Annotated in this window: 25 protein-coding genes and 2 tRNA genes; 21 read left to right on the plus strand and 6 right to left on the minus strand. The window is 59.5% G+C overall.

The annotated features are described in order from the left end of the window. Both ACE3SE_RS19460 and ACE3SE_RS19465 read left to right on the plus strand, forming a co-directional pair. Positions 1-973: YqaJ viral recombinase family nuclease (locus tag ACE3SE_RS19460; protein ID WP_374557614.1), on the plus strand; the 973-nt coding region annotated here is incomplete at its 5' end. After that, entirely contained in the window at positions 970-1,866 is an 897-nt protein-coding gene (locus tag ACE3SE_RS19465) for a recombination directionality factor (protein WP_374557616.1), read from the plus strand. The genes ACE3SE_RS19460 and ACE3SE_RS19465, both read left to right, overlap by 4 nt. Here the strand turns inward: ACE3SE_RS19465 and ACE3SE_RS19470 are convergent. Next, positions 1,853-2,203 carry a helix-turn-helix domain-containing protein gene (locus ACE3SE_RS19470; RefSeq protein WP_374557618.1) on the minus strand — a complete coding sequence of 117 codons (351 nt, stop codon included), beginning with the start codon at positions 2,201-2,203 and terminating at the stop codon, positions 1,853-1,855. The two genes, ACE3SE_RS19465 and ACE3SE_RS19470, sit on opposite strands and share 14 nt — an antisense overlap. 135 nt (positions 2,204-2,338) lie before the next feature. Between ACE3SE_RS19470 and ACE3SE_RS19475 the strand changes: the two genes are divergently transcribed. The 4 genes from ACE3SE_RS19475 (at position 2,339) to ACE3SE_RS19490 (ending at position 4,527) form a co-directional block, all read left to right on the plus strand. Next, positions 2,339-2,842: a hypothetical protein gene (locus tag ACE3SE_RS19475; RefSeq protein ID WP_374557620.1), complete on the plus strand. Its 504-nt coding sequence runs from the start codon at positions 2,339-2,341 to the stop codon at positions 2,840-2,842. A 15-nt stretch (positions 2,843-2,857) separates the two neighbouring features. After that, positions 2,858-3,046 carry a hypothetical protein gene (locus ACE3SE_RS19480; protein WP_374557621.1) on the plus strand — a complete coding sequence of 63 codons (189 nt, stop codon included), beginning with the start codon at positions 2,858-2,860 and terminating at the stop codon, positions 3,044-3,046. 77 nt (positions 3,047-3,123) lie between these two features. Further along, positions 3,124-3,558: a hypothetical protein gene (locus ACE3SE_RS19485; protein ID WP_374557623.1), complete on the plus strand. Its 435-nt coding sequence runs from the start codon at positions 3,124-3,126 to the stop codon at positions 3,556-3,558. 87 nt (positions 3,559-3,645) lie between these two features. Continuing rightward, complete coding sequence (locus ACE3SE_RS19490; RefSeq protein ID WP_062791369.1) at positions 3,646-4,527, plus strand: GTPase family protein; 882 nt, start codon at positions 3,646-3,648, stop codon at positions 4,525-4,527. 130 nt (positions 4,528-4,657) lie between these two features. Here the strand turns inward: ACE3SE_RS19490 and ACE3SE_RS19495 are convergent, their stop codons facing one another. The 5 genes from ACE3SE_RS19495 to ACE3SE_RS19515 form a co-directional block, all read right to left on the minus strand. Beyond that, positions 4,658-6,880, minus strand: a complete 2,223-nt coding sequence (locus tag ACE3SE_RS19495; protein ID WP_062791367.1) for a S8 family peptidase — start codon at positions 6,878-6,880, stop codon at positions 4,658-4,660. Continuing rightward, positions 6,877-8,034, minus strand: coding sequence for an AAA family ATPase (locus ACE3SE_RS19500; protein WP_062791365.1), 1,158 nt, complete (start codon positions 8,032-8,034; stop codon positions 6,877-6,879). Before ACE3SE_RS19500 ends, ACE3SE_RS19495 begins: the two co-directional genes overlap by 4 nt. A gap of 509 nt (positions 8,035-8,543) precedes the next feature. Next, a tRNA-Met gene (locus tag ACE3SE_RS19505) sits at positions 8,544-8,620 on the minus strand. 32 nt (positions 8,621-8,652) lie between these two features. Further along, positions 8,653-8,729, minus strand: a tRNA-Met gene (locus ACE3SE_RS19510). Between the two features lie 94 nt (positions 8,730-8,823). Then, entirely contained in the window at positions 8,824-9,975 is a 1,152-nt protein-coding gene (locus ACE3SE_RS19515) for a class I SAM-dependent methyltransferase (RefSeq protein ID WP_374557626.1), read from the minus strand. Between the two features lie 134 nt (positions 9,976-10,109). Between ACE3SE_RS19515 and ACE3SE_RS19520 the strand changes: the two genes are divergently transcribed. The 15 genes from ACE3SE_RS19520 to ACE3SE_RS19590 all read left to right on the plus strand — a co-directional run bounded on the left by ACE3SE_RS19520 (position 10,110) and on the right by ACE3SE_RS19590 (position 25,051). Next, positions 10,110-10,883 (plus strand): pteridine reductase, encoded by a 774-nt coding sequence (locus tag ACE3SE_RS19520; RefSeq protein WP_082086442.1) that lies wholly within the window; start codon positions 10,110-10,112, stop codon positions 10,881-10,883. A gap of 89 nt (positions 10,884-10,972) precedes the next feature. Beyond that, positions 10,973-11,959 carry a tRNA 2-thiocytidine(32) synthetase TtcA gene (ttcA, locus tag ACE3SE_RS19525; RefSeq protein ID WP_045846909.1) on the plus strand — a complete coding sequence of 329 codons (987 nt, stop codon included), beginning with the start codon at positions 10,973-10,975 and terminating at the stop codon, positions 11,957-11,959. Then, complete coding sequence (locus ACE3SE_RS19530; protein WP_374557629.1) at positions 11,949-12,749, plus strand: polyamine aminopropyltransferase; 801 nt, start codon at positions 11,949-11,951, stop codon at positions 12,747-12,749. Before ttcA ends, ACE3SE_RS19530 begins: the two co-directional genes overlap by 11 nt. 225 nt (positions 12,750-12,974) lie before the next feature. Then, complete coding sequence (locus ACE3SE_RS19535) at positions 12,975-14,279, plus strand: nucleotide sugar dehydrogenase (protein WP_374557668.1); 1,305 nt, start codon at positions 12,975-12,977, stop codon at positions 14,277-14,279. Between the two features lie 72 nt (positions 14,280-14,351). Next, complete coding sequence (locus tag ACE3SE_RS19540) at positions 14,352-15,416, plus strand: Gfo/Idh/MocA family protein (protein ID WP_045848835.1); 1,065 nt, start codon at positions 14,352-14,354, stop codon at positions 15,414-15,416. Between the two features lie 79 nt (positions 15,417-15,495). Beyond that, entirely contained in the window at positions 15,496-16,032 is a 537-nt protein-coding gene (locus tag ACE3SE_RS19545; RefSeq protein WP_045848836.1) for a DUF4337 domain-containing protein, read from the plus strand. 21 nt (positions 16,033-16,053) lie between these two features. Continuing rightward, the gene (locus tag ACE3SE_RS19550; protein WP_045848837.1) at positions 16,054-16,623 is read left to right on the plus strand and encodes an acyltransferase; all 570 of its coding nucleotides are present in this window, start codon (positions 16,054-16,056) and stop codon (positions 16,621-16,623) included. 83 nt (positions 16,624-16,706) lie between these two features. Then, the gene (locus ACE3SE_RS19555) at positions 16,707-17,804 is read left to right on the plus strand and encodes a DegT/DnrJ/EryC1/StrS family aminotransferase (RefSeq protein ID WP_374557632.1); all 1,098 of its coding nucleotides are present in this window, start codon (positions 16,707-16,709) and stop codon (positions 17,802-17,804) included. Positions 17,805-17,806: 2 nt separating this feature from the next. Further along, positions 17,807-19,102 (plus strand): lipopolysaccharide biosynthesis protein, encoded by a 1,296-nt coding sequence (locus tag ACE3SE_RS19560; RefSeq protein ID WP_374557634.1) that lies wholly within the window; start codon positions 17,807-17,809, stop codon positions 19,100-19,102. Beyond that, entirely contained in the window at positions 19,089-20,315 is a 1,227-nt protein-coding gene (locus ACE3SE_RS19565; protein ID WP_374557636.1) for a DegT/DnrJ/EryC1/StrS family aminotransferase, read from the plus strand. The genes ACE3SE_RS19560 and ACE3SE_RS19565 overlap by 14 nt, the downstream gene beginning before the upstream one ends. Then, a complete protein-coding gene (locus tag ACE3SE_RS19570) occupies positions 20,312-21,400 on the plus strand; it encodes a glycosyltransferase family 4 protein (protein WP_374557638.1) in 1,089 nt (362 codons plus the stop codon). Before ACE3SE_RS19565 ends, ACE3SE_RS19570 begins: the two co-directional genes overlap by 4 nt. Further along, on the plus strand, positions 21,397-22,494 hold the full coding sequence (locus ACE3SE_RS19575) for a glycosyltransferase family 4 protein (RefSeq protein WP_374557640.1): 1,098 nt from the start codon (positions 21,397-21,399) through the stop codon (positions 22,492-22,494). The genes ACE3SE_RS19570 and ACE3SE_RS19575 overlap by 4 nt, the downstream gene beginning before the upstream one ends. 21 nt (positions 22,495-22,515) lie before the next feature. Next, complete coding sequence (locus ACE3SE_RS19580; RefSeq protein ID WP_374557642.1) at positions 22,516-23,208, plus strand: DUF1345 domain-containing protein; 693 nt, start codon at positions 22,516-22,518, stop codon at positions 23,206-23,208. Between the two features lie 33 nt (positions 23,209-23,241). Continuing rightward, the gene (locus ACE3SE_RS19585; protein WP_374557644.1) at positions 23,242-24,477 is read left to right on the plus strand and encodes a glycosyltransferase family 4 protein; all 1,236 of its coding nucleotides are present in this window, start codon (positions 23,242-23,244) and stop codon (positions 24,475-24,477) included. Positions 24,478-24,481: 4 nt separating this feature from the next. Continuing rightward, positions 24,482-25,051, plus strand: coding sequence for a hypothetical protein (locus ACE3SE_RS19590; RefSeq protein WP_374557646.1), 570 nt, complete (start codon positions 24,482-24,484; stop codon positions 25,049-25,051). Positions 25,052-25,053 lie beyond the last annotated feature (2 nt).

Below are 25,053 nucleotides of genomic sequence, written 5' to 3' on the forward strand. Positions count from 1 at the left end.
CTACGCACAGGCCATTCGTCTGGCCTCTACCCTGAAGTTGTCTCGTGATGAATGGTTGCGCATTCGCCAGTTGGGCATTGGTTCGTCTGATGCCGCCCCGGCGATTGGGCTGTCGCCGTACAAGTGCCCACTGTCCTTGTGGCTGGAGAAGACAGGACGTAAGGAGCCGGAAGACCTGTCAGAGAAGGAGGCCGTGATCTGGGGCACCATCCTGGAACCCATTCTGGCCCGGGTCTATGCCGAGCGGACCGGGCGCAAGGTTCGGCGGGTGAATGCGGTACTGCAGCACCCAACACACCGTTTCATGCTGGCCAATCTGGATCGGGAGGTGCGTTGCCCAGAGGAAGGCTGGGGCATCCTGGAAATCAAGACGGCGAGTTATCACTCTGCCCCGCAGTGGGAGGAAGGCATCCCGGTGGCTTATCAATGCCAGGTGCTGCATCAGCTCGCCGTCACTGGGCATGACTGGGCCGATGTGGCAGTGCTGATCGGCGGACAGGATTTCCGTATCTATAGAGTCAATCGCGATGAGGACAAGATCGCTGATCTGATCGCCCGCGAAACGGTGTTCTGGCAGCACGTGGTGTTGGACACCCAACCGGCACCGGATGGTTCGGATGATGCTGGTGCAGCCTTGTCCTGGCTGTTCCCGCGTGACGATGGCCAGACCATCGACCTGTCCGAATCGATTGAAGGCAACCGACTGTTCTCTGCCTTACTGGCAGAACGGCAGCGTAAAGAGGATGCAGAAGCCAAGGAGGCGGCCATCCGCCAGCAGATCCAGAACGTGTTGGGTCATGCCTCTGCTGCCGTTTTCCAGTCTGGCCGCATTACCTGGAAGCGGTCCAAGGATCGGTTTGCCCCGGATGTCGAACGGCTGTCGCAAGACCACCCAACTCTGCTTGCCCAGTACAGCAAGTCCATTGCCGGTTCCCGGCGCTTTGTCATTCAAACGGAAAGGAAAGCATCGTGATTAAAGGCCTCGCCATTACCCCGCCCGTGATCGGGCGTATCAGCATTGGCAAGCTGGTGCAGAAGCAGGAACGCTGGTTGCCGGAGAAGGACGACAGCTTTTCATTGACCACCCAGGTGCAGAGCCGGGATGGCTGGTTACTGCATCCCTTGCACCAGGCGCTGTCAGAGCAGGCGCAGAACGGCAAGATCCGCGCCATTCCGATCCAGCTGCTGTTCAACGACAGCGAGCTGAACCTGCGGGCCGAATACAGTGCCTTCGACCGGAATAATGGTCGGCCGGTGTGTGTTGGTAACGGAGAAACGGCACGCCGAGTGACCAGTCAGGGCATGGAAGAGATTGGGTGTGTAGGACCAGACCGTTGTCCGCTAGCCAAGGAGTTGGGCTGCAAGTTGTATGGTCGTCTCAACGTGCAGGTGGAAGGTCAGCAGGATGAGCTTGGCAGTTTCATCTTCCGCACTACCGGCTACAACTCGGTGCGTACCCTGGCTGCACGGCTGAAGTATTACGAAGCGGCCAGTGGCGGTAAAACCAAGCATCTGCCTTTGTTACTGCGTCTGCGTGCCAAGAGCACCACCCAGTCACACCGCACTCCGGTGTACTACGTGGATCTGACACTACGCGATGGACAGACCCTGGCCGAAGCGGTCAGTACCGCACGTAAAGCAGCTGACGAGCAATTGGAAGCCGGCATCGATACCGCCGAACTGGAGCAAGCCGCTCGGCTGTTGCTGCAGAACGGCCAGTTCGAGGATACCGAGGAAGAAGTACCGCAGCTGTTGGAGGAGTTTTATCCAGCAGTGGAAGGCAGTGCTGAGACGGAAGAGAAGCCGAAAGCGGTCTCGCGCCCTACCCGGCTCACCTCCAAGTTGGGTGCGGTCAGGACGGCTTAGCCAGCCGGTGGGTCAGTTGTTCCACCATCGCCAGCACCATCTCCCGATCTGCACTATCCAGGCGGGCCAGCATCTGTGCCAGGTGCTGGGCCTGCTCGGCTGGGCGATTGCTGGATTCCACCAGCAAGGATGAGGCATCGCAGTTAAACAGGCTGGCCAGTTCCAGCAGGCGGGCCACCGTCGGCATCACCAATCCCCGCTCCATGCGGGATACCGCCTCATTGCCGATATCCAATTTTCCTGCGACCTGGTCTTGGGTCAGTCCTGCTTCCTGCCGTCGTGCCGCAATCGCTTTGCCAACGCTCACGGCCAGGGGGTCGGGTTTCTTCTCTGCCATCGTAGTCTCCATTCAACCCAAATAGTCGCAAGACAACCCATTGACATGAAGAACCCGTTGCGTTGAAACTCATCTTTATAAGTTGAAAGTCAACTTGAAAGACAACTATTTACTTTGTTAACAAGGAATCACTCCATGTCCTGCACTTATCGCACGCTGGTTCTGAGCAGCGCCCTGGCCAGTCTGTTACTGCTGACTGCCTGTTCCGGATCCAGTTCGCCATCCACTTCCGAAGCCAAACAGGCCATCCAGAAGTCGCTGGGAGACTGCAGCATTGTCACCGTCAGCAATTTCGACAAGGTCAACGGCATTGCCGATGGCGATAACCGTTACACCCTGCAGGTGAAGTACGCACTGGAATTTGCACCGCTACCCGAGAATGCCAAGCTGCTGGATGAGATGAATGCGCGGCTGGCCAGCCAGACGGACTGGATGTCCTGGCAACGTGACGACTATGTGATCAAGGTCCGTGCCGCCATCATGGCCAATCTGCACCGTACCTGCCCGAACATGCCGCGTAATGTCTACGGCGACTACTCCCAAGCCAATATCACTTCCTACGCCAGCACCATCCACATCGACTACACCTACGACAATATGCGCATGGTGAAGTCCGATAAGGGTTGGGTAAGTTTCTAAGCGAAGGCCCGCACCATGCTCAATAGCTTGCTTCCCCCACGTCGTCACCCGATGCAGCTGCCCCTGCTGATGGTGGTCAGTGTGCTGCTACTCAAGCACGCCTCGGCCGATCGCATGGGCTCACTCAGCCTGTTACTACTCGGCATAGCCCTGGGCGACAGTCTGCACCGGCAAGACCCGACACACCCCAGACCAGATCGCTAAATCCTGCGCACCCGTCATCTGCATCAATCCGGTAGTGGTTCACCTGACCTGCCGGACTTTATATAGAAAGGCACCGCATGAAATCTCTCTCCCTCGCGCTAATCACTGTAGTTCTCAGCACTTCTGCCTTGGCCGCTCAGCCCGGCCAATGGAATAAATCCGTGGCACTGGATGGCCAGACCCTGCATTACGGCGTCACCGACGACAAAGGCAATTCGCTCGATATCCAATGCGGTAAAGAGCCTGCCACCATGCATGTCAGCCTGAACCAGCGTTACTACGGCCCGGGCTACCCACAGGACTTCAGCATGCAGATTGGTAGCAAAAAGCTGTTCCCCTCCGATGCTGGCAGCAATGCTGGTGGAGACAACTTCCGTGCTGCCTGGGATGCGTTACGTGCAGGCAAGAAAGTGATTGTTCATGCTGGAAAGGCCAGCATAGTCGTTCCGGTGGCTGGCGCTGCGGCAGTGCTTCCTGCCAATCCATCTAAGGCGCAGTGTGAGAGCTGGTAAGCCCGCACCGGCATCCTTTTCCTAAACAGATCGCCATCTCTACCGAGGTGGCGATTTTTATTGTCCCCAATGAAAGTGAGGCCTGACATGCGCACGCCCGCCACCCCGCCGGAATCCACCCCACCGCTACAAAGCTGCCTGAGCCAATGGCTGGACAAGCAAACCCGCCATCTGTCCGCAGATTACCGCCAGTACCTGCAAGATGAACTACAGAAGATCGTCAGCTATCAGGCCACCATCGGCGTAATGGGCAAGAGTGGTACCGGCAAGTCTTCGCTGTGTAACGCTCTATTCGGCCAAGAGGAATCCGCAGTTAGTGACGTGACCGGTGGCACCCGTTACCCACAAGAAATCACCTTGGCCTATCAATCAGGGCGAGGCATCTCGCTGATCGACATGCCTGGCGTGGGTGAGAGCCTGCAGCATCATGAGGAATACCGCGATCAGTACAAGGCGCTACTACCGGAACTGGATCTGATCCTGTGGCTGATCAAAGCTGACGACCGGGCCCTCAGCCTGGATCAACAGTGCTATCAGGAATTGCTGCAGCCCAATCTGGCCAACCACGCCATCCCGGTGCTGTTTGTCATCAGCCAGGCTGACAAGATCGAACCCTGCCGGGAATGGGATGATCAACAGCATCGTCCAGGTCCATTGCAGCAAGAGCATTTGGTCCTGAAACAACGGGTGATCACCGAAACCTTCAACATCCCGGCCAGCCACATCAGCGTGATTGCTGCTGCAGAAAACTATGGCTTGCCCGAACTGGTGGAGAACATCGTGCGAGTGTTACCGCATGAGAGAAAGTGGGGGGTAGTACGGGAAACCAAGCCGGAGCAGATCTCCAACACTACCTGGCAACTCTGTCTGGCTTGCCTGTGGCAGCTACTGCGTAGCCGTCTGGGTGACCTGGCCCGCAAGGGCAAGGAAGTGATGGTCGACAAGCTCAGTGCCCTGTGGGGACGCTGAGCTGGCGGCATAAAACACTCCCCAGCCGGAGAGTGTTTTTTTTTTGCGATTGCGGCGGGGAAATGGCCGAGTTCAGAGTGAGTCGATCACCCAGGCTACAAAGTACGATTCATGCCACACATCAACAACGCTACACACGGATAGGCAAGGTTACCTTAGGTTGGATGGGTACCAGCATCTTGGCATAAGAGCGTAGAATTTCGTTGTAGAGATCCGCATGCTTTGGGGCTTCAACCGAGATGATTAGCGCATAGCGAATTTTCTCAGCTCCGGTTGTAGGCCCACCGGCTTCACGTGCGTTGTAGTGGATGTCAAACACCGGATTGTCTAGGCTACTGCCCCGCATGGACTTGTTACCATGCAAAACTGTTTCCCACTTACCCAAATCAGAACGGCGCTCCTCCTCGGTTGCATATTTCTTCATGTCAAAGAAGCCCTTCGTATCAGCGTTTGTCTTACCTTCCTTGACCTTCTTATCACTGGGTCGAAATACTACTTCCAAACCGGCCCGTGTGTAGGCAATTGCATCTTGTGGGTCAGTTGAAGAAGCGTAGCAGAAGGTCGCCTTTAGGCGAATGTTGCCTTGTAAACCGCCAGTAGGAATTGGAAGCGTTGCCCGGAGATACTTGCCTGGCTTCAATTCACCCTGGTAGACCACTCGCGCCACGCCTGCTGGGCAAGTAATGATTTCTGCCAAATCTTCTGGCACTTTCCCCCAGCCCACTTCGAGTTTGTCATGTGAGGCTGGGTCTGCACCATGTACAAGCAGGGCTTTGATGGCTAGCGGGGTCAAATCGGCACCAAGAATCGCGCGAACACCGACGGCGTTGCGCAGTAGATACGGTGCTGCAAAACTGGTACCTAGTTGCGGTACCAATGTTGGCTTCGCACCTTCCGCAAGGACATGGAAATACTTAGAGCGGGTAGCGTCTCCACCAAAAGCCATGAGATCAGGCTTCACGACCCCAGGGCTACGTCCAGGACCAATGGCGCTGTAGGCCGCACGGGCCCATGTTGTGTCGACGTTGTCTGCGGCCCCCACTGACAATGCATTAACGCAATCAGAGGGAACCTGTACCCGAGAATTGCCAACCGACCGATCCATCTCACCGTTATTGCCAACAGCCACAGTCATCAGCGTATCGCCATCGCTGAGCAAATCGTCGATTACAGATGTCCAAGCATGTACATCTGCATCATCAATCGGCAGATCAGGTCCTAAGCTGAGATTAATGAACTGATACTGGCGGGACAGTAGAACTTCTTCGATAAGCCCCAGCGTTCGGTACAACTCTAAGGGGTCTTCCGAATTGGTCTCCCGATCCAGAACGCGTAGATGGTCTACGTAGGAGTAAGGGCGGGGTGCAGTACTATTCGGAGTTATGGGGCCAAATAGAAATGCCGAAGTTACTCCGAGGCCGTGCTCTAAGCCCCCGGGATCATCCGCAGCATTTTCATCTAATAGGCGATAGTTGTTCAGCCATGGTCCGATGCTGTGATGCTTGGGAAGGCCGCCATCAAGAATTGCTACCTTAGGCTCGGATGATAACGGTTGCTCAGTTGGCAGATTGCACGACACGGTTAGACCTGCGGATCGTTGCATAGGGCGCATGCCACGCAGTTGGGGCATTGGACGAATAACGCGAACAAATGAGAACTGAGCCAAACGCTTGATGCTGTCGTTTTCTCCCTCGGCAGGAAGGAACCATAGATTGCCCGCGCTGAATGCCAAGTCTGTATGGATGGTAACGCCAACCGCTGCAGCGTACTTAGCGAATGCACGTTGCACGAACTGGTCCATATCTCCGGGTAGCAAATGAAGGCCTACTTCGAAAAAGTGGTTTTGGGCCGTGTCTAGCGAAACGATACGGTCGTCTGGCTTGAAAGCGGAAAAGCGCTCAATATGTGATAAGTCTTTCGCTTCGTTTGAGCCATCTTCCAGTTGTGCTGCCCAATCGTTTAACTGACGAAATGATTGTCGTCTGCCGACCACGAAAAGCTCTGTGGTGCTTGATTCGCGGGGATCCCCCTTCTTGGACCATGCCTCGGGAGTAAGCTTGACAGCCCTGCTGCCGACCGATTCAAGGCCAGCTTTGCGTAACATCGCTAATGGGAAGAATGAGCGTGCAATGTAACTTGGGTTGAGAGCTAGACGAGCAACGCCCAAGTCCCCAGGACAGGCCATATCAGGGAGGCTGTCTAGAATATTTGATGCCTCAGTGAACTGCGGTGCCAACCGTTTTCTAGATTGCTCTAAGGTATAAACCTCCGCCTTGTCCATTCCACGTTTGGGGCCCTTGATTTCGTAGGTAAGCAACTCACCTCGTCCGATCAGGAAGTTTGTCTGGCTCATGCTTTACGCCTCCGTTTTTGGGGAACGACGGTTGGTCCGTCAGTTGTGTACTTGCGAATAGTGTCCCGGCTCACCCCCGTGATGTCCGAGATGCTGTGCTGTGATAGGCGGGTTTGCTTTGCTAGTAACACCGCCATGTCGATACGTCCTTGACGTTCCAATGACAAGGCGCGTGCTTTGATGAAATCCTCAATTAAATCCTCATCCGAGGCCGTACCCAATGCCACCGCGCGTCGAAATCGCTGTATCTCTCGTTCGATATCGCTGAAAGACTGTCCACGAAATGCGAAGGCTAGGATTTCGATCCATCGACCAAACAGTGCGAAGTCAGGCCCAAGGAATCGCTTGATTGCGTCCTTGATCGCTGCAGGTTCCGGGATCTTGAATTCAATGACTAAGTCAAACCGTCTCCATAGTGCAGGATCGATCAGTTCTGGATGATTGGTTGCCGCCAACAGCAAACCGGTTGCAGGCCATTCATCAACCTCTTGCAAGATCACTGTTACTAGGCGCTTGAGTTCTCCGATATCTGCGTCATCACTACGTCGTTTGGCTATTGAATCGATTTCATCTAGCAGCAAGACACATGGGCTACGCTTGGCAAAGTCCAAGGCGGCGCGCAAATTGCTGCCGCTACGCCCCAATAGGCTACTCATCACTGCAGTCAGATCGAGTACATATAGCGGAACGCCAAGTTGCGCTGCCAACCAGCGTGCAGTTAGGGTCTTGCCGACGCCTGGTTGGCCGACAAAGATGGCAGAGCGAGTTGGGGTTAGTCCTAGTGATGTAAGGCGCGATACCTGCTTGCGCTCCTGGATCAATTGCCCGAGAGCTTCTTCAAGTTCGGTCGACAGAAGCGGGGTCTCTCGATCCGAGGGGTCTTTGAAAACTTTTAGTAACGATAGCCTAGACTCATCATCCACCGGCAGAGCTTGGTCTGGCAGTGATGGTGCGACTGTCTTGCGTAATGGAGCTCCCGTCCGGTGCGGTTTGGCGCGCAAGTACAAGTCCACTTGCTCAGCCAATTCTGGCTCCGTCCCTCGGTACTTCCTAACCAGCCTTGCGGCGAAAAGGCGCACATCCTCAGTTTGCTCAGCCAAAGCTAGTCGAACAATTTGGACTAAATCAGCCTTAAGTCCTGTAATTTCGCCCATAATTATCTCAGTAGATTGATTTCATTGCGTTTTATTTTCATGTGCAATGGACTAATTTATTATCGCATCTTTTTTGTAGACAAGAAAGCTTGCGACGGTGATGGATGGACGATTCCATAGTTTGGCTGTGAGCTGGCATGCTGGGGAAATCTGAGGGTGCCTTCCATGCGGAAGGGCCGGTTCGGCTAGTGCAACGAAAAAAATGGCTAGGGCTTGGTCTGAGTGATTGCTACGGGGAGGGGCTTGGGTCAGTAATCTGTTATTGCTTTGTGATGGAGGCGGTGAAATTTCTAGCCCGTGTAGGCGGATGTAGGCATTTGCCTAATTTTTAGGCAAAAATAGAGCGTTGGAGTAGATTGTCCCATCTAGCTCAGTTGTGATTGGGTGGTCTGGGGCGTTGCATGGTTGCTATGGGTTTGTGAGGCATGAAAATGCCTACACAGTGCCTACACGAGGCTAGAAAAGCAAAAGGCCAACTCATGAAAGTTGGCCTAAGTGCTTGATAATGCTGGTGGCGAATCAGGGACTCGAACCCCGGACCTGCGGATTATGATTCCGTCGCTCTAACCGACTGAGCTAATTCGCCGTGAAGCCTGACAAGTCAGACTTCGCAAACTGTGGTGGCGAATCAGGGACTCGAACCCCGGACCTGCGGATTATGATTCCGTCGCTCTAACCGACTGAGCTAATTCGCCACGTTTCTCGATGCGCTTGCACCGAGACGCGAACTATACGCAGCGTTTTTTAGGCTGTCAACCACATTTGCAGACAAATCACCTGCAGTCCGGCTTACAGGGTGTGGCAGCGGTCGCCTTGTACAAAACCCTGCCAGTCGATGCTGACGCCACGGCCAAAACCGATCACCTTGAACAGTTCGCCCATCTCCTGCATGGACAGCAGCTTTTGCACCATGGCCACCACCGGCAGGTAGCTGGCACTGTCGTCAGCATCCAGTTCGCCCAATAGCTGGGTGATGCCGGCATTGATCAGGAATTGCGCCTGGGTGGTGTAGCCGATCAGGTCCAGCCCGGCGTCGATGCCGGACTGGGCAATGGCGGTGAAGTCCACGTGGCAGGTAAGGTCCATCAGGCCGGGCAGGAAGAAGGGGTCATCCACCGTGTGATGACGGTAATGGCCGATCAAGGTGCCCATGTGGCGCTGCGGGTGGTAGAACTCGCCCGCCGGATAGCCGTAATCCACCAGCAGGATGGCACCGCGCACCAGATGGCGCGCCAGGGTGTGGATGAAGGCGGTGTTGCTCAGGCTCAGCTCGCTGATATAGCCCGCCTGCCGGATGTTCAGTGCCGCAGCCTGTTGCAGCAGCATCGGGTCCTGAATCGGGCGGTCCTGCCAGATGAAGTTGTCGCCATCCAGCGCCACCCCGCGTTGCAGCGGTTCAGGTGTCCAGTGCAGCAGCTCGCAGGGCATGGCATCCAGCACCTCATTGCCAATCACCACGCCGTCCAGTTGCTCCGGCAGCACGCTCAGCCATTGCAGCCGGTCGGCCAGATGGGGCAGGGCGCTGCGAATGGCGGTTTGCTGGCGCTCGATCAGGTCGGCCGACAGGTCGATGATGATGTAATGCTCAGGCAGGCAGTCCAGCTTTTCCAGTTCGGTCAGGATATCAATGGCCAGCTTGCCGGTGCCGGCACCGAATTCGTACACCGTGCCGCCGGTTTGCGGCAGCAGTTCGGCAATCTGCCGGGCCAGGGTTCGGCCAAAATAGGCCGACATTTCCGGTGCGGTGGTAAAGTCACCGGCGCTGCCCAGCTTGTGGCTGCCAGCCGAGTAATAGCCCATGCCCGGCGCGTACAGCGCCAGTTCCATGTAGCGGGAAAAGGGAATCCAGCCACCGGACTGGGTGATGGTCTGGCGGATATGGGCGCACAGCGCCTGGCTGGTGGCAAGCGCCTCGGCGCTTGGGGCGGGTAGGGTGGTCATGACGTGCATCCTGCTACAATGTGCGGCGATTGTGGTCGAAAGCGGCGCAGGGGTGAAGAGGCACTGCGCATTTTGTTGTCGGCGCAGCCAGCAAACATGGCGCAGCAAGGCAGGCAGGAAAGGCTGAACAGGATATGAAGCAACAGCAAGAGCGCTTGATGCAAGTGAATGAACAGCGTGTGGTACTGATTACCGGCGGTGCGCGCCGGGTAGGGGCTGGTATTGCCCGGCTGCTGCATGCGCGCGGGGTGCGGCTGGTATTGCATTACCGTGGTTCGCAAGCGGATGCCGAAGCCTTGGCCGCCGAGCTGAATGCACAGCGAGCGGAGTCGGTGGTACTGCTGCAGGCCGACTTGCTGGACATGCAGGCGGTACGCCAGCTGGCAGCACAGGCCATTGCCGCGTTCGGACGGCTGGATGGTCTGGTCAACAATGCCTCCAGTTTTTTCCCTACCGAAATCGGCCAGATCGACGAATCGGCCTGGCATGATTTGATGGGCAGCAACCTCAAGGCCCCGCTGTTTCTCAGTCAGGCGGTGGCCCCGGCCTTGCGCCGTAACGGCGGTGCCATTGTCGGCATCTCAGACATCCACGTGGACCGGCCGATGAAGCGTCATGTGGTGTACAACCTGGCCAAGGCCGGGCATGCCCAGCTGATTCGCAGTCTGGCGCTGGAACTGGCACCGGATGTGCGGGTAAATGGCGTGGCACCGGGGGTGAACCTGTGGCCGGAAGGCGAGGCGTCTTTCGATGCGGCAGAGCGCGCCGCCATCGAAGCCACCATTCCCTTGCAGCGTACCGGCCAGCCGGATGACATTGCCCGTGCAGTGGCCTTTTTGCTGCTGGATGCCAGCTATGTCACCGGTCAGATTCTGGCGGTGGATGGCGGACGCGGCATCGTGTTGTAAGGCTTGGGGCGGTTTGCCGGGAAATGGCATGGATTGTTGCAGGGAAAAACAGTAAAATCGCCTGTTTTTCAATTTCTTAGCCGTACCCCATGTCCGAACAGAACACCGTGCTCGACGACAAGGCCAAAAAGGCCGTGTTCGAGGGCAACAAACTGGCCAAGCGCCTGCGTCACCACGTGGGTGATGCCATCAATGATTTCAACATGATCGAACAGGGTGACCGGGTCATGGTGTGTCTGTCCGGCGGCAAGGACAGCTACACCCTGCTGGACATCCTGCTGGGTCTGCAAAAATCCGCCCCCATCGACTTTTCCATCGTCGCCGTCAACCTGGACCAGAAACAGCCCGGCTTCCCGGAAGACGTGCTGCCCGGTTATCTGGCGTCCATCGGGGTGGAATACCGCATCATCGAAGAAGACACCTACTCCATCGTCAAGAAGCTGGTGCCGGAAGGCAAGACCACCTGCAGCCTGTGCTCGCGCCTGCGTCGCGGCATTCTGTACCGGGTGGCGGACGAGCTGGGTGCCACCAAGATTGCGCTGGGTCACCATCGCGACGACATCCTGCACACGCTGTTCCTCAACATGTTCTACGGCGGCAAGCTCAAGTCCATGCCGCCCAAGCTGGTGTCGGACGACGGCAAGCACATGGTGATCCGCCCGCTGGCCTATTGCCGCGAAAAGGACATCATCCGCTACGCCGACTTGCGCCAGTTCCCCATCATTCCGTGCAATCTGTGCGGCTCGCAGCCCAATCTGCAGCGTCAGGTGGTGAAGGAAATGGTCAACGACTGGGACAAGCGCTTCCCCGGCCGGGTGGAGAGCATGTTCCGCGCGCTGCAAAACGTGGTGCCGTCCCATTTGTGCGATACCGGCCTGTTCGACTTTGCCGGTCTTAAAACCGGTGACAGCCCCTTCGAGAATGGCGACACCGCCTTCGACAAGGAAGAGTTCCGCGATCCGCCCATGCCGCTTGAAGACGGAGAAGAAGCCGTCACCGCGCCGGCGCGTCGTACCATCAGCATTCTGGATTCGCGCAAACCGGCGCAGCAGGAGGAGGGTGGCTGTGGCGCGTAGAGCCTTGCATCCTTTCCGCCGCCGCGTGCGTGCCGCGGTGGAGGACATGCCGGAAGTGGAAATCTCCGAAGCCGGCAATATCCGGTCCTTGCATCTGGGCTCGGAAACCATCCAGAGCTCGATGGACATGGACGAACCGGCCGAGCTGGTGTTGTCCTACAGCCGCGCGATGATGGCCTTCCTGCTATGGAACGACGACCCGCGCCATATCCTGCAAATCGGCCTGGGCGGTGGTTCCTTTGCCCGCTTCATCGACGAGTACCTGCCGGAAGCCGTCAGCGTGGCGGTGGACATCAACCCGCAGGTCATCGCCGTGGCACGTGCCTTCTTCAAGTTGCCGGAAGAGGGTGATTTCTTTGAAATCATCGAGGCCGACGGTGCGGATTACGTGAAGATTTTCCGTGGCTCCACCGACGCCATTCTGGTGGACGGTTTTGATGGCTTGCAGATTGTGGACGAACTGACCACCGAAGACTTCTTCGAAGACTGCAAGCGTGCGCTCAGCCCCAATGGCGTGTTTGTCACCAACTGGTGGAGCGGCGACAAGCGTTATCACAGCTTTGTCGAGCGCTTGCTGTCGGTGTTTGAAGGCCGCGTGCTGGAACTGCCCTCGGCCAGTCACGGCAATGTGGCGGTGCTGGCCTTCCGCCAAAGCCCCTCGCTGACCCAGTGGGAGGCGCTGAAAGAGCGTGCCGACCGGCTGGAGTGCCGTTTCGGGCTGGAGTTTGGCGAGTTCGTCAATCGTCTGAAACAGAACAATCAGGGCAGTGCCGGGCATCTGCTGATCTGAGCGGGCTTAGCGTGGCGCTGTCGGCTGTGTTGTCACGTTTGGTAACGCCAGCGGCTTGCCAAGCAGGCGTATAATGCTGCGCTTGCAACTTCACAAGCGCGGTTTGAGCCAGATCAGCAAGCCCGCCAGCCAGGCGAGGCACACTGCCAGACCTTACCGAATTCAGTGCATGGCTGCCCGGATGCAGCCATGGCAGGTTTTTACTTTGTTGGGACTATCATTGTGATCAAGCAGCAATTGCTTAACCGTATCGCGGACAAATCCGCCGTCATCGGCATTGTCGGCCTGGGCTATGTCGGCCTGCCGCTGATGCTGCGTTTTGCCGAAGTGGGCTACAAGGTCCTGGGCTTTGACATCGACCAGAGCAAGGTTGATGCCCTGACCGCCGGCAAGAGCTATATCGAGCATATCAGCGCCGACAGTATTGCCACGGCCCGTACCCGCGGCTTTGAAGCCACCACCGACTTCTCCCGCGCGCCGGAAGCCGACACCCTGATTCTGTGTGTGCCGACCCCGCTGAACAAATACCGCGAGCCGGACCTGAGCTTCGTGCTGGACACCATGGACAGCCTGGTGCCCTATCTGCGCGAAGGCCACCTGGTATCGCTGGAATCCACCACCTACCCGGGCACCACCGACGAAGAACTGCTGCCGCGCATGGAGTCCCGCGGCTTCAAGGTGGGCGAAAACGCCTTCCTGGTGTTCTCGCCGGAACGTGAAGATCCGGGCAACCCCAATTTCACCACCCGCACCATTCCCAAGGTATGCGGCGGCTACAGCCCGGCCTGCCAGGAAATCGGCGTGGCGCTGTACAGCGCGGTGATCGACAAGGTGGTGCCGGTATCCTCCACCCGCGCCGCGGAAATGACCAAGCTGCTGGAAAACATCCACCGTGCGGTGAATATCGGTCTGGTCAACGAAATGAAGATCGTGGCCGACAAGATGGGCATCGACATTCACGAAGTGATCCGCGCTGCCGCCACCAAGCCTTTCGGCTTCGTGCCCTACTATCCGGGCCCGGGCCTGGGGGGCCACTGCATCCCGATCGACCCGTTCTACCTCACCTGGAAAGCGCGTGAATACGGTGTGAACACCCGTTTCATCGAGCTGGCAGGTGAAGTCAATAGCAATATGCCCGACTGGGTGGTGGCCAAGGTGGCCGCTGCGCTGAACACCCGCAAGAAAGCCATCAACGGCAGCCGCGTGCTGGTGCTGGGCATTGCCTACAAGAAGAACGTGGACGACATGCGCGAAAGCCCGTCGGTGTTCCTGATGGAAAAACTGCGCGACCTGGGCGCGGAAGTATCCTACAGCGACCCGCACGTGCCGGTATTCCCCAAGATGCGCGAGCACCACTTCGAGCTGTCCAGCGTGGTGCTGGATGCGGCCACCATTGCCAGCTACGACTGCGTGTTGCTGGCTACCGACCATGACAAGTTCGATTACACGCTGCTGAAGCAACATGCCCAGCTGATCGTCGACAGCCGTGGCAAGTATCTGGAACCCGCCGACCACATCGTCAAGGCCTGACCCTGACGGCATGACGCAAGCAGGCGACCCCGTGGTCGCCTTTTGCCGTTTAAGCACAGAACGGAACACACCATGAAAACCGTACATCACGCCCCCATCACCGACCGCAAGATCCGCTTCGCGCTGGTTGGCTGCGGCCGCATTGCCAACAACCATTTCGGTTCGCTGGAAAAACATGAAGACCGTGCCGAACTGGTAGACGTCTGTGACATCGACCCGGCTGCACTGCAAGCTGCGGTAGAACGCACCGGCGCCCGTGGTCACAGCAATCTCACCGACATGCTGGCCTCCACCAATGCCGACATCATCGTGCTGACCACCCCGTCCGGCCTGCACCCGGCGCAAAGCATCGAATGTTCCGAAGCCGGTTTCCACGTGATGACGGAAAAGCCGATGGCCACCCGCTGGGAAGACGGCCTGGCCATGGTGAAAGCCGCCGACAAGGCCGGCAAGCGCATGTTCGTGGTGAAGCAGAACCGTCGTAACGACACCCTGCAACTGCTCAAGCGCGCGATGCAGGAAAAGCGTTTTGGCCGCATCTACATGGTCAACGTCAACGTGTTCTGGACCCGTCCGCAAAGCTATTACGACCAGGGCGGCTGGCGCGGCACCTGGGAATTCGACGGTGGTGCCTTCATGAACCAGGCCAGCCACTATGTGGACCTGCTGGACTGGCTGATCGGCCCGGTTGAAAGCGTGCAGGCCTACACCGCCACGCTGGCACGCAACATCGAAGTGGAAGACACCGGCACCGTCAGCATCAAGTGGCGTTCCGGCGCGCTGGGCAGCATGAACGTGACCATGCTCACCTACCCGAAGAACCTGGAAGGCTCCATCACCATCCTGGGCGAAAAGGGTTCGGTCCGCGTGGGTGGTGTGGCGGTGAATGAAATCCAGCACTGGGAATTCGCCGAACCGCATGCCATGGACGACGAAATCAAGAACGCCAGCTACGCCACCACCAGCGTTTACGGCTTTGGTCACCCGCTGTACTACGACAATGTGATCAACGTGATGCAGGGCAAGGCCGAGCCGGAAACCGATGGCCGCGAAGGGCTGAAGTCGCTGGAACTGCTGATTGCCATGTACCTGTCGGCACGTGATGGCCGTCGCATCAGCCTGCCGCTGGATTACTAAGGTCCGCCCCGGCCCGCACCGTGCGGGCCGCTTGCTCCACCAACCCATCATTCGTATTGCGCAATACTGAAACACACTCATGGCTGAAGAAAAGAAAGACCCCTGGCTGAATTATTTGGCGCTCACCACCGTCATCCTGGCCGTGTGTGCCACCTTGTCCACCTTCAAGGGCGGTGGTTTCTCCACCCGCAGCGTGATCGCCCAGGCCCAGGCCTCGGACCAGTGGGCCTACTATCAGGCCAAGGGCATCAAGGGCAATCTGTATGATGTGGAGCGTGAACGTCTGCAGTTCGAGCTGGACAACCTGCCGGCTTCCGCCAGCCCGGCCCAGCGCGAACACTATCAGGCCCAGCTGAAAAAGGTGGGCGACAAGGCTGCCCGCTATGCGGCCGAACGCAAGGAAATCGAAAAGGAAGCCCGCCGTCTGGAAGCCGAGCGCGATGCCGCCCAGCGTCAGGGCAAGCCGTTTGGCGTGGCGGTGATTTTCCTGCAAGTGGCCATCCTGATTTCCTCCATCGCCGGCCTGTTCAAGCGCAAGGCGGTGTGGCTGGCGGCATTGCCGGTCGGCCTGCTTGGCCTGGTGTATTTTGCCGATGGCTTTTTCCTGTTTTTCTGACCCCCGTCCGGAGGCCCGCCCATGACCCAATACACCGTACATCCCACCGCCATTGTTGATGAAGGCGCACAAATCGGTGCCGACACCCGCATCTGGCACTGGGTGCATATCTGCGGCGGCGCCAGCATTGGCGAACGCTGCTCCTTCGGCCAGAACGTGTTTGTCGGCAATGACGTAGAGATCGGCAACAACGTCAAGATCCAGAACAACGTGTCCATCTACGATGCCGTCACGCTGGAAGACGACGTGTTCTGCGGGCCGTCCATGGTGTTCACCAATGTCAACAATCCGCGCAGCCATGTCAGCCGCAAGGATGAATACCGTCGTACCGTGGTGAAGCGTGGCGCCTCCATCGGTGCCAACGCTACCATCGTTTGCGGCCATCAGGTGGGCGAATATGCCTTTATCGGTGCCGGCGCGGTGGTAACCCGCGACGTTCCGGCCTATGCGCTGATGGTGGGCACCCCGGCCAAACGCATCGGCTGGATGTGCGCCTGCGGCGAGCGTCTGCCCAATGACATCGGCACCCACGCCTGCCCGGCCTGCGACAGCTTTTACCAGATTGGCGGCAATCACTGCACTCCGGCCTGAACCGGACCAGCCTGCACCGCCTGAAACCACTCAATCCCGACGGCTGCCCGCACGGCAGCCCGGCCCCAGCAAGGAATCGAGCCATGAGCATCCAGTTCATCGACCTCAAAGCGCAGTACCAGCATCTGAAAACCGACATCGACGCCCGCATCCACGCGGTGCTGGATCATGGCCAGTACATCATGGGGCCGGAAGTCAAAGAGGTAGAACAGCAACTGGCCGCCTACACCGGCGTCAAGCACGCCATCGGCGTGTGTGACGGCACCAAGGCGCTGCTGATTGCGCTGATGGCGCTGGGCGTGGGCCGTGGTGATGAAGTCATCACCACGCCGTTTACCTTCATCGCCACCGGCGAAATGATTGCCCTGCTGGGTGCCACCCCGGTGTTTGTCGACATCGACCCCATCAGCTACAACCTGGACCCGGCGCTGCTGGAAGCCGCCATCACCCCGCGTACCAAGGCCATCATGCCGGTCAGCCTGTACGGCCAGTGCGCGGACTTTACCGCCATCAACGCTATTGCCGAGAAGCACGGCATTGCGGTGATCGAGGACGGCGCACAAAGCTTTGGTGCCAGCCAGCACGGCAAGAAATCCGGCAACCTGTCCACCATCGGCTGCACCAGCTTCTTCCCCAGCAAGCCCCTGGGCTGCTATGGCGACGGCGGTGCCTGCTTTACCAATGACGACGAGCTGGCAAAGAAAATGCGCGAAATCCGCGTGCACGGCCAGGACCGTCGCTACCACCACCCGGTGATCGGCCTGAACGGCCGTCTGGATACCATCCAGGCCGCGGTGCTGCTGGCCAAACTGCCCAGCTTTGCCGACGAAGTGGCGGCGCGTGAGCGCATTGGTGCCCGCTACAGCGCCCTGCTGCAGGACGTGGCCCGCGTGCCGGTGATCGGCGCGGGCAATACCCACGTTTACGCCCAGTACACCATCGAGGTGGACAATCGCGAAGCGGTACAGAAAGCCCTGCAGGAACTGGGCGTGCCCACCGCCGTGCATTACCCGATTCCGCTGCACCTGCAACCGGCCTTTGCCCATCTGGGCCAGGGCGAAGGCAGCTTCCCGCTGGCCGAGGCCGCCGGCAAGCGCGTGATGAGCCTGCCGATGCACCCCTTCCTGGATGAAGCCACGCAGGATGCCATCGTCGCTGCGGTGAAAATGGCACTGGGCTGAGCGTGCTGGCCAAACTCAAGGCCAGGCTGGGGCAGGGCGGCTTTGCCCGCAATGTCGCCACCCTGGCTGGCGGCGCTGCCGTGGCGCAGTTCCTGCCGGTATTGTTCACCCCGCTGCTGACCCGGCTGTACAGCCCGGCCGATTTTGGCGTGCTGACGCAGTTTGTCGCCTGGTTGTCCAACCTGGTGGTGATTGCCACCTGGCGCTACGACATGGCTGTGGTGCTGCCGGAAGAAGAAGCCGACGCCATGCGCCTGATGGTGCTGGCGCTGTTGTTCAACACCCTGCTGCTGGCGGTGCTGAGCATTCCTTTGCTGGCAGCCGGGCCGTGGATTGCCGCCCGGCTGCATGCCCCGGCCATGGCTCCGTGGCTGCCCTTGCTGCCGCTGGGCATCTGGGTGGCGGCCAATAACCAGATCTGGACCAACTGGAACAACCGCCAGCGCCGTTACAGCGCCAATGCGCAGGGCCGCATGGGACAATCTGCCGCCATGGTGACGGTGCAACTGGCTGCAGGCTTTGGCAAGCTGGGCGCGCTGGGCCTGCTGCTGGCGCAGATTGCTGGCCAGACCGCCTCCTGGCTGCTGCAAGCACGCCAGGACTGGTGCGCACTGCCGCAGTGGCTGCGTACCGCCCGCTCCGGTGGCATGGGCCGCATCCTGCGCCGCTATCGCGAGTTTCCGCTGGTCAACACCCCGCATGCCTTCGTGGTGGCCTTGCAGGATTCCTTGATGGTGCAGCTGCTGGGCATGCTGGCTACCGCCGAGCTGATGGGCCATTACGGCCTGGTGGTGCGGGTGTTGAAACTGCCCGCCGCCTTGCTGGGACAAGCCGTGTCGCAAGTGCTGTACCGCGATCTGGCCGAAGCGCATGCCAAGGGCCACAGCCTGCGGCCCTTGCTGAAAAAGGCGCTGCTGGTGTTGTCGGCACTGGCGATTGTGCCCTTTCTCATCATCATGGCCTGGGGCGGCCCGCTGTTTGCCTTTGCCTTTGGCGAGCAATGGCGCGATGCCGGTCAGATTGCCGCCACGCTGACGCCGTCCTTCTTCTGCATGTTCCTGGCTGCGCCTTGCTTCATGGTGCCCATGGTGCTGTCGCGCCAGCGCCAGTCGCTGCTGTTTGCCCTGCTAGGCGTGGTGGTGAACCTGGGCTCGCTGGGTGTGGTGTACTGGGCGGGGGAGAATGCCCATCAGGTATTCCGCCTGCTGTCGGTGACGGTTTCCATCTATTACATCATCTACATGGTCTGGGTCTTCCGGCTGTGTCGCCAACTGGAGCAAGACCATGCTCACGGCTAATTCACTGAGCCTGTGCGATTACCTGTCCGCCTTGCCCGGCATGCTGCGTGGCCGCGCATTCCAGCGTGCCGCGCTGCGGCGCGAGCTGGCAGCCTGCTTTGGCGTGGACGAGGCGCGCATCGGCCTGTACGACACTGGCCGTGCCGCGCTGCGGGTGCTGTTGCAGCAACACGGCATTGGCGCAGGGGACGAGGTGATTGTCCCGGCCTATACCTGCGTGGTGGTGCCCAACCAGATTCCGGCACTGGCAGCCACGCTGCGTTTTGTCGATGTGTCGGCAGACACCTTGAATTTTGACTGGGACGTGCTGGCCGCTGCCATCGTCCCGGCCACCCGCGCCGTCATCGTGCCGCACAATTACGGCCTGCCGTGCCGGGTACCGGATGCACTGCGCGCAGCCCATCCGCAAGTGAAGTTCATCGATGATGCCGCCCACGGCTTTGCCAGTCAGCTGGATGGCCAATGGCTGGGCAGCTATCACGACGGGGCTTTCTTCAGTTTTGAATATTCCAAGAACCTGACTGGCGGCATCGGCGGCCTGGCCATCTTTCCGCCCGGCTTGGCCGCGCCGCAGCAGGACTGGCCGGAACTGTCCTGTGCGGATGAATGGCGCTTGCTGGCCACGCTCAAAGCCCATCTGCTGAGTGCACGCTGGCCCTTGCTGGGCCGCATCACCATGGCCATCAACCGCCGTCTGGGCCTGATTTACCGCTCGGCCGATGCCGAAGTGACACAAGGCATGCCGCATCCGGTACGCGCCATGCCGCTGTTGTCCACCGTGCTGGTGCGCCGCCAATTGGCCCATCTGCCCGCCACGCTGGCACACAAGCAGGCGCTGGCGCAGCGTTACCAACAGGCACTGGCGGCACTGCCGTCCATCACCCAATGGGCCGTGCCTGCCGCTGCTGCGTGCCACTGGGTGCGTTACCCGTTTGCGCTGTCTTGTCCTCAGGCCAACAAGGCCGCCGTGGCACGGCGCCTGAGTCAGGCCAGCGGGCTGAATATCGGCGTGTGGTTTGATGATGTGATCCATCCGGCCGGTTCTTTCCGCCATGCTTATGTGGCCGGTAGTGCGCCGCAGGGCGAGCGGCTGGCGGCCACGGTACTGAACCTGCCGATGAATATTGCGCTGGCCGACAACGCCGCGCTGGCGCACAAACTGGACCGGCTACTGGCAGAACTGCGCCGCATCGAGAAAGAAAATATCCAATGAAGCTGTTGTTGATCGGTTCGGCCTCGGTACACACCTGGCGTTACCTGGCCGGTATCGCCCCGCATGTGGACGAAATCTGGCTGGCCTGCAATGGCGAAGTCCCGGCCGACAAGCGTCCGGCCAATCTCAAGGGCGAGTTGCGGCTGGACTTCGGCCTGAAGGCACTGGGTAGCGCCGGAAAACTGGGCCGCTGGATTAGCCAGATAAAGCCGGATCTTGTCCATGTGCATCAGGCCAATAGCGTGGCCTGGCATGCACGCCGGGCGCTGAGTGGCAGCCGTGTGCCAATGGTACTGACCGCCTGGGGCTCGGACGTGCTGCTGCTGCCGGACAGCAACCGGCTGATGCGGCAGATGGTGCAGGGCAATCTGCGCGCCGCCAGCGCCATTACCTCGGATTCGCTGTATATGGCAGCGAAAATCCGCCAGCTGGCTGGGGATAACTGCCGTATCGACGTACTGAATTTCGGCATGGACGCGCTGCCGGCGCAGCCGGATATCGCGGCCAAGGCCAACAAGGTGTTGTCCTGCCGCCTGCACAAGCCCTTGTACCGCATCGACGCCATCCTGCATGCCTGGCAGCAGGTGGAGGCCAGTGGCCGTTACCCGGACTGGAGCCTCACCGTAGCCGCCAGTGGCGAGTCCACCGACAGCCTGAAAGCGCTGGCCAGCCGCCTGCAACTGCAAAGGGTGGAATTCACCGGTTTTGTTTCGTCCGCAGTATTGGCTGGCCTGTATCAGGAATCGCGCTTGTTTGTCAGCGTGCCGCGTTCGGACGCCACCAGCATCAGCCTGCTGGAAGCCATGGGGCACGGTTGCCTGCCGGTACTGTCCAATCTGCCCGCCAATGGCGAGTGGGTGATCGACGGCCTCAACGGCCTGATTGCCGAAGACATCGCCCGGCTGAGCGACAGCCTGCTGTCCGGCATGGACTGGGCGGCGGACAATGCCCGCCTGGCGCAGGCGGTGCAGCTCAACCGCCAGCTGGTGGCCCAGAAAGCCCTGCATCACAGCAATATGCAGCACTTTGCCGATCTCTATGCCAGCCTGCTGTCCGGGGCGGCACACAAGGATTCTGCCGTATGAAAGTAGCCCATCTCACTTCTGCCCACCCGCGTCACGACATCCGCATTTTCGTCAAGGAATGCGCCACGCTGGCTGCTGCCGGTCACGAGGTGAGCCTGATCGTGGCCGATGGCCTGGGCGAGGAAATCAACAAGGGTGTGCGCTTTCACGATGTCGGCCCCAAGACCGGCGGCCGCTTTGCCCGCATGACCGGCACCACCAGCCGGGTATACCAGGCGGCACTGGCGCTGCGCCCGGACATCGTGCATTTTCACGACCCGGAGCTGATTCCCGCCGCACTGCGGCTGAAGCAGGCCGGTATCAAGGTGATTTACGACGTGCACGAAGACATGCCGCGCCAGATTCTGGCCAAGCACTGGATTCCCGGTGCCATCCGTCCCCTGGTGTCCGGCAGCTTTGAAACAGTGGAAGACTGGGCAGCCAAACGTTTTGACGCGGTGGTGACATCCACCCCGCACATCCGCAACCGTTTTGCCAAACTGGGCGGGCGAGTACTGGATGTGTGCAACTTCCCCATCCTGGAAGAGCTGGTGCGCGATACCCCGTGGGACAGTCGCAAGAACGAGGTGTGCTATATCGGCGGCATCAGCCGCATTCGCGGTATCGAACCCATCGTGGCCGCGCTGCCGGATACCTCCACCCGGCTGAATCTGGCCGGCATCTGGAGCGAGAGCGACCTGCGCGCCAAGCTGGAAGCACAAGCAGGCTGGGCACGGGTGAATGACCTGGGCGTGCTGGACCGCAAGGGCGTGGCCCAGGTGCTGGCGCAAAGCAAGATCGGCCTGGTAACGCTGTTCCCCACCCCCAATTATGTGGATGCGCTGCCGATCAAGCTGTTCGAATACATGGCGGCCGGCATGCCGGTGATTGCCAGTGACTTCCCGGTATGGCGCGAAATCGTCGACGACGCCGGCTGCGGCGTGCTGGTGGACCCGCAAGACCCGCAAGCTATTGCATCTGCCATCAACAGCCTGATGGCGGATGAAGACCGCATGCGCCAACTGGGCGAGGCGGGCAAGCAGGCGGTACTGCAGAAATACAGCTGGGCGGCAGAAGGCCGCAAGCTGGTGGACCTGTACGCCCAACTTTCCTGAGGACGCTGGAGGAAGACCGACATGGACAAGCCGCAACGTCATCACCACGGCCCGCTGGCCCGGCTGATCCACATCCTGCGTACGCGGCCGCGTCTGTTGTCGGCCATCGTATTCGGTTTGTTCGTGGCACAGGCGCTGACCATGCTGACCCCGATGCGCACGCTCACCGCCTATGTGATTGGCTGGAACGCCGGTGCCGGCCTGTATCTGCTGCTGGCACTGCACATGATGCATGGTGCCGATGCCGAGCAGATCCGCCACCGTGCCGCACGGCAGGACGAAGGCGAACTGGCCATCCTGATGCTGGTGGTGCTGGCGGCCATTGTCTGCCTGCTGTCCATCGTGGCCGAGCTGTCGGTAGCGAAAGACCTGCACGGCGGCAGCCGCGGCCTGCATATCGGCCTGTCGGTGCTCACCATCTTTACCAGCTGGCTGTTTACCCAAACCATGTTCGCCCTGCATTACGCCCACCAGTACTACGTGGCGCTGTTTCGCTGCGGCAAGCCGGGGCTGGAATTCCCGGGTGACGAAGAACCCAATTACAGCGATTTCTTTTACTTTGCCGCCGTCATCGGCACCTCGGGCCAGACGGCCGACATCAGTTTCAGCTCACGGGCCATGCGTCGCATCGGCTCCGTGCATTGCATCCTGTCCTTCCTGTTCAACACCACCGTGCTGGCGATGATGATCAATATCGCCGCCGGGCTGTTCTGAACGGCGGACACTTAAATCCGGAAAAGCAGCAGCGTGCGCATTCTCTATATCAATCACTATGCCGGCAGCCCGCGCCACGGCATGGAATTCCGCCCCTATTACCTGGCGCGTGAATGGGTCAAGGCCGGCCACGAAGTCAACATGCTGGCGGCAGATACCTCGCATCTGCGCCAGACCAATCCGCAACTGTCCTCCAAGTATCAGGACGAAGACATCGACGGCATCCGCTACACCTGGTGCAAGACCCCGGCCTATCCGGGCAACGGGCTCAAGCGGGTGATCAACATCTTCAGCTTCCTGGGCAAGGTAATGGGCCTGTCCGGGCGCTATCTGAAGGAGTGGAAGCCGGACGTGGTGATTGCCTCCTCCACCTACCCGTTGGATACCATCCCCGCCGCCTTCATTGCCGGCAAGACCGGGGCGCGGCTGGTGTACGAGGTGCACGACCTGTGGCCGCTGACACCGGTGGAAGTGGGCGGCATGTCGCGCTCCCACCCCTTTATCCGCCTGATGCAGTGGGCCGAGGATTTTGGCTACCGCAAGGCCGATACCGTCATCTCCATGCTGCCCTGCGCCCGCGATTACATGATGCAGCACGGCATGGCGGCGGAAAAATACCATGTTGTTCCTAATGGTGTGGACGTCGCCGAGTGGCAGGGGGCGGACACGCCGCTACCGGCCGAGCACTTGGCTGCGCTGGCAAAACTCAAGGCGGACAAGCGCTTTCTGATTGGCTATGCCGGTGGCCATGGTCTGGCCAATGCGCTGGACTTCCTGCTGGAAGCTGCCGCCCGGCTGCAAGATACGTCAGCCAGCTTTGTGCTGGTGGGCGACGGCCCGGACAAGGCCGCGCTGGTGGAGAAGGCTGCCGCAATGGGCCTGTCCAATGTGCACTTTTTGCCCAGCATTCCCAAGCGCGCAGTGCCTGCGTTCCTGGCGGAAATGGACAGCCTGTTCATTGGCTGGCGCAAGCTGCCCATCTACCGTTTCGGCATCAATCCCAACAAGCTGTTCGACTACCTGATGGCCGGTAAGCCAGTGATCCACTCGGTGGAAGCGGGCAACGACATGGTCAAGGACGCCGGGGCCGGTTTCAGCGTAGGCGCGGAAGACCCGGCCGCCATTGCCGAGGCCGTGCGCCGCATGCTGGCTACCACGCCCAACGAGCGCGGCCGCATGGGCGCAGCCGGACGGCAATATGTGCTGGCCCATCACGACTACCGCGTGCTGGCGCAGCGTTTCCTGCAAGCCGTACTGCGCCAGGGCTGATGCCATGTTGCGTCTGCTGGGAAAACTGCTGCGGCTGGGCCTGAAGCTGGCTACTTGCCTTGCGGTATTTTTTGTCAGCATGGTGTTGCTGGCCATGGCCTTGCAAAACGGCCTGGGCTGGGGGCTGGCCCAGGTGCTGCTGTATCTGGCCGCCTATGCGCTGGCCAGCTGGCAGCAGTGGCCACGTCTGCAGACCGGCTTGTTGGTCGGCTGGTTCGGCTTGTTCTGTGGTGCGATGTTTTTCTGGGACAAGTATGGCGGTGGCGTGCAGCCAGCCCCTGAGTGGCTGAAGCTGCTGGCGCATTGGCATGCGGTGGGCTGGATCGTGCTGGTATTGCTGTTTCTGCCACTGACGCTGGTGGAAATGCTGGTCAGGAAACTGCGTCGCCGCAGTGAGCGCAGTCAGGCAGCATCGACAGATATCTTCACTGCCAATCTGGCGCAGTTTGATTTGCAGCAGTCGTTTGCCAGTGTAGAAGATAGACAAAAAACCGTGCAAACCTGTACTAACGGCGAGGATAATAGCGGTTTTAACCTCCATGGCCGGCGTGATGCAACACCGGGAGACAGGTGAGT

It is taken from the genome of Aquitalea pelogenes (assembly GCF_041914625.1).
GTDB classification, from domain to species: domain Bacteria; phylum Pseudomonadota; class Gammaproteobacteria; order Burkholderiales; family Chromobacteriaceae; genus Aquitalea; species Aquitalea pelogenes.

Bases quoted from the DNA above. Each gene is read 5' to 3' on its own strand.
- ACE3SE_RS19470 (WP_374557618.1), bottom strand. From the start codon at position 2,203: ATGGCAGAGAAGAAACCCGACCCCCTGGCCGTGAGCGTTGGCAAAGCG.
- ACE3SE_RS19490 (WP_062791369.1), top strand. From the start codon at position 3,646: ATGCGCACGCCCGCCACCCCGCCGGAATCCACCCCACCGCTACAAAGC.
- ACE3SE_RS19480 (WP_374557621.1), top strand. From the start codon at position 2,858: ATGCTCAATAGCTTGCTTCCCCCACGTCGTCACCCGATGCAGCTGCCC.
- ACE3SE_RS19520 (WP_082086442.1), top strand. From the start codon at position 10,110: ATGAAGCAACAGCAAGAGCGCTTGATGCAAGTGAATGAACAGCGTGTG.
- ACE3SE_RS19495 (WP_062791367.1), bottom strand. From the start codon at position 6,880: ATGAGCCAGACAAACTTCCTGATCGGACGAGGTGAGTTGCTTACCTAC.
- ACE3SE_RS19545 (WP_045848836.1), top strand. From the start codon at position 15,496: ATGGCTGAAGAAAAGAAAGACCCCTGGCTGAATTATTTGGCGCTCACC.
- ACE3SE_RS19515 (WP_374557626.1), bottom strand. From the start codon at position 9,975: ATGACCACCCTACCCGCCCCAAGCGCCGAGGCGCTTGCCACCAGCCAG.
- ACE3SE_RS19540 (WP_045848835.1), top strand. From the start codon at position 14,352: ATGAAAACCGTACATCACGCCCCCATCACCGACCGCAAGATCCGCTTC.
- ACE3SE_RS19565 (WP_374557636.1), top strand. From the start codon at position 19,089: ATGCTCACGGCTAATTCACTGAGCCTGTGCGATTACCTGTCCGCCTTG.
- ACE3SE_RS19485 (WP_374557623.1), top strand. From the start codon at position 3,124: ATGAAATCTCTCTCCCTCGCGCTAATCACTGTAGTTCTCAGCACTTCT.
- ACE3SE_RS19550 (WP_045848837.1), top strand. From the start codon at position 16,054: ATGACCCAATACACCGTACATCCCACCGCCATTGTTGATGAAGGCGCA.
- ttcA (WP_045846909.1), top strand. From the start codon at position 10,973: ATGTCCGAACAGAACACCGTGCTCGACGACAAGGCCAAAAAGGCCGTG.
- ACE3SE_RS19555 (WP_374557632.1), top strand. From the start codon at position 16,707: ATGAGCATCCAGTTCATCGACCTCAAAGCGCAGTACCAGCATCTGAAA.
- ACE3SE_RS19500 (WP_062791365.1), bottom strand. From the start codon at position 8,034: ATGGGCGAAATTACAGGACTTAAGGCTGATTTAGTCCAAATTGTTCGA.
- ACE3SE_RS19570 (WP_374557638.1), top strand. From the start codon at position 20,312: ATGAAGCTGTTGTTGATCGGTTCGGCCTCGGTACACACCTGGCGTTAC.
- ACE3SE_RS19590 (WP_374557646.1), top strand. From the start codon at position 24,482: ATGTTGCGTCTGCTGGGAAAACTGCTGCGGCTGGGCCTGAAGCTGGCT.
- ACE3SE_RS19475 (WP_374557620.1), top strand. From the start codon at position 2,339: ATGTCCTGCACTTATCGCACGCTGGTTCTGAGCAGCGCCCTGGCCAGT.
- ACE3SE_RS19575 (WP_374557640.1), top strand. From the start codon at position 21,397: ATGAAAGTAGCCCATCTCACTTCTGCCCACCCGCGTCACGACATCCGC.
- ACE3SE_RS19580 (WP_374557642.1), top strand. From the start codon at position 22,516: ATGGACAAGCCGCAACGTCATCACCACGGCCCGCTGGCCCGGCTGATC.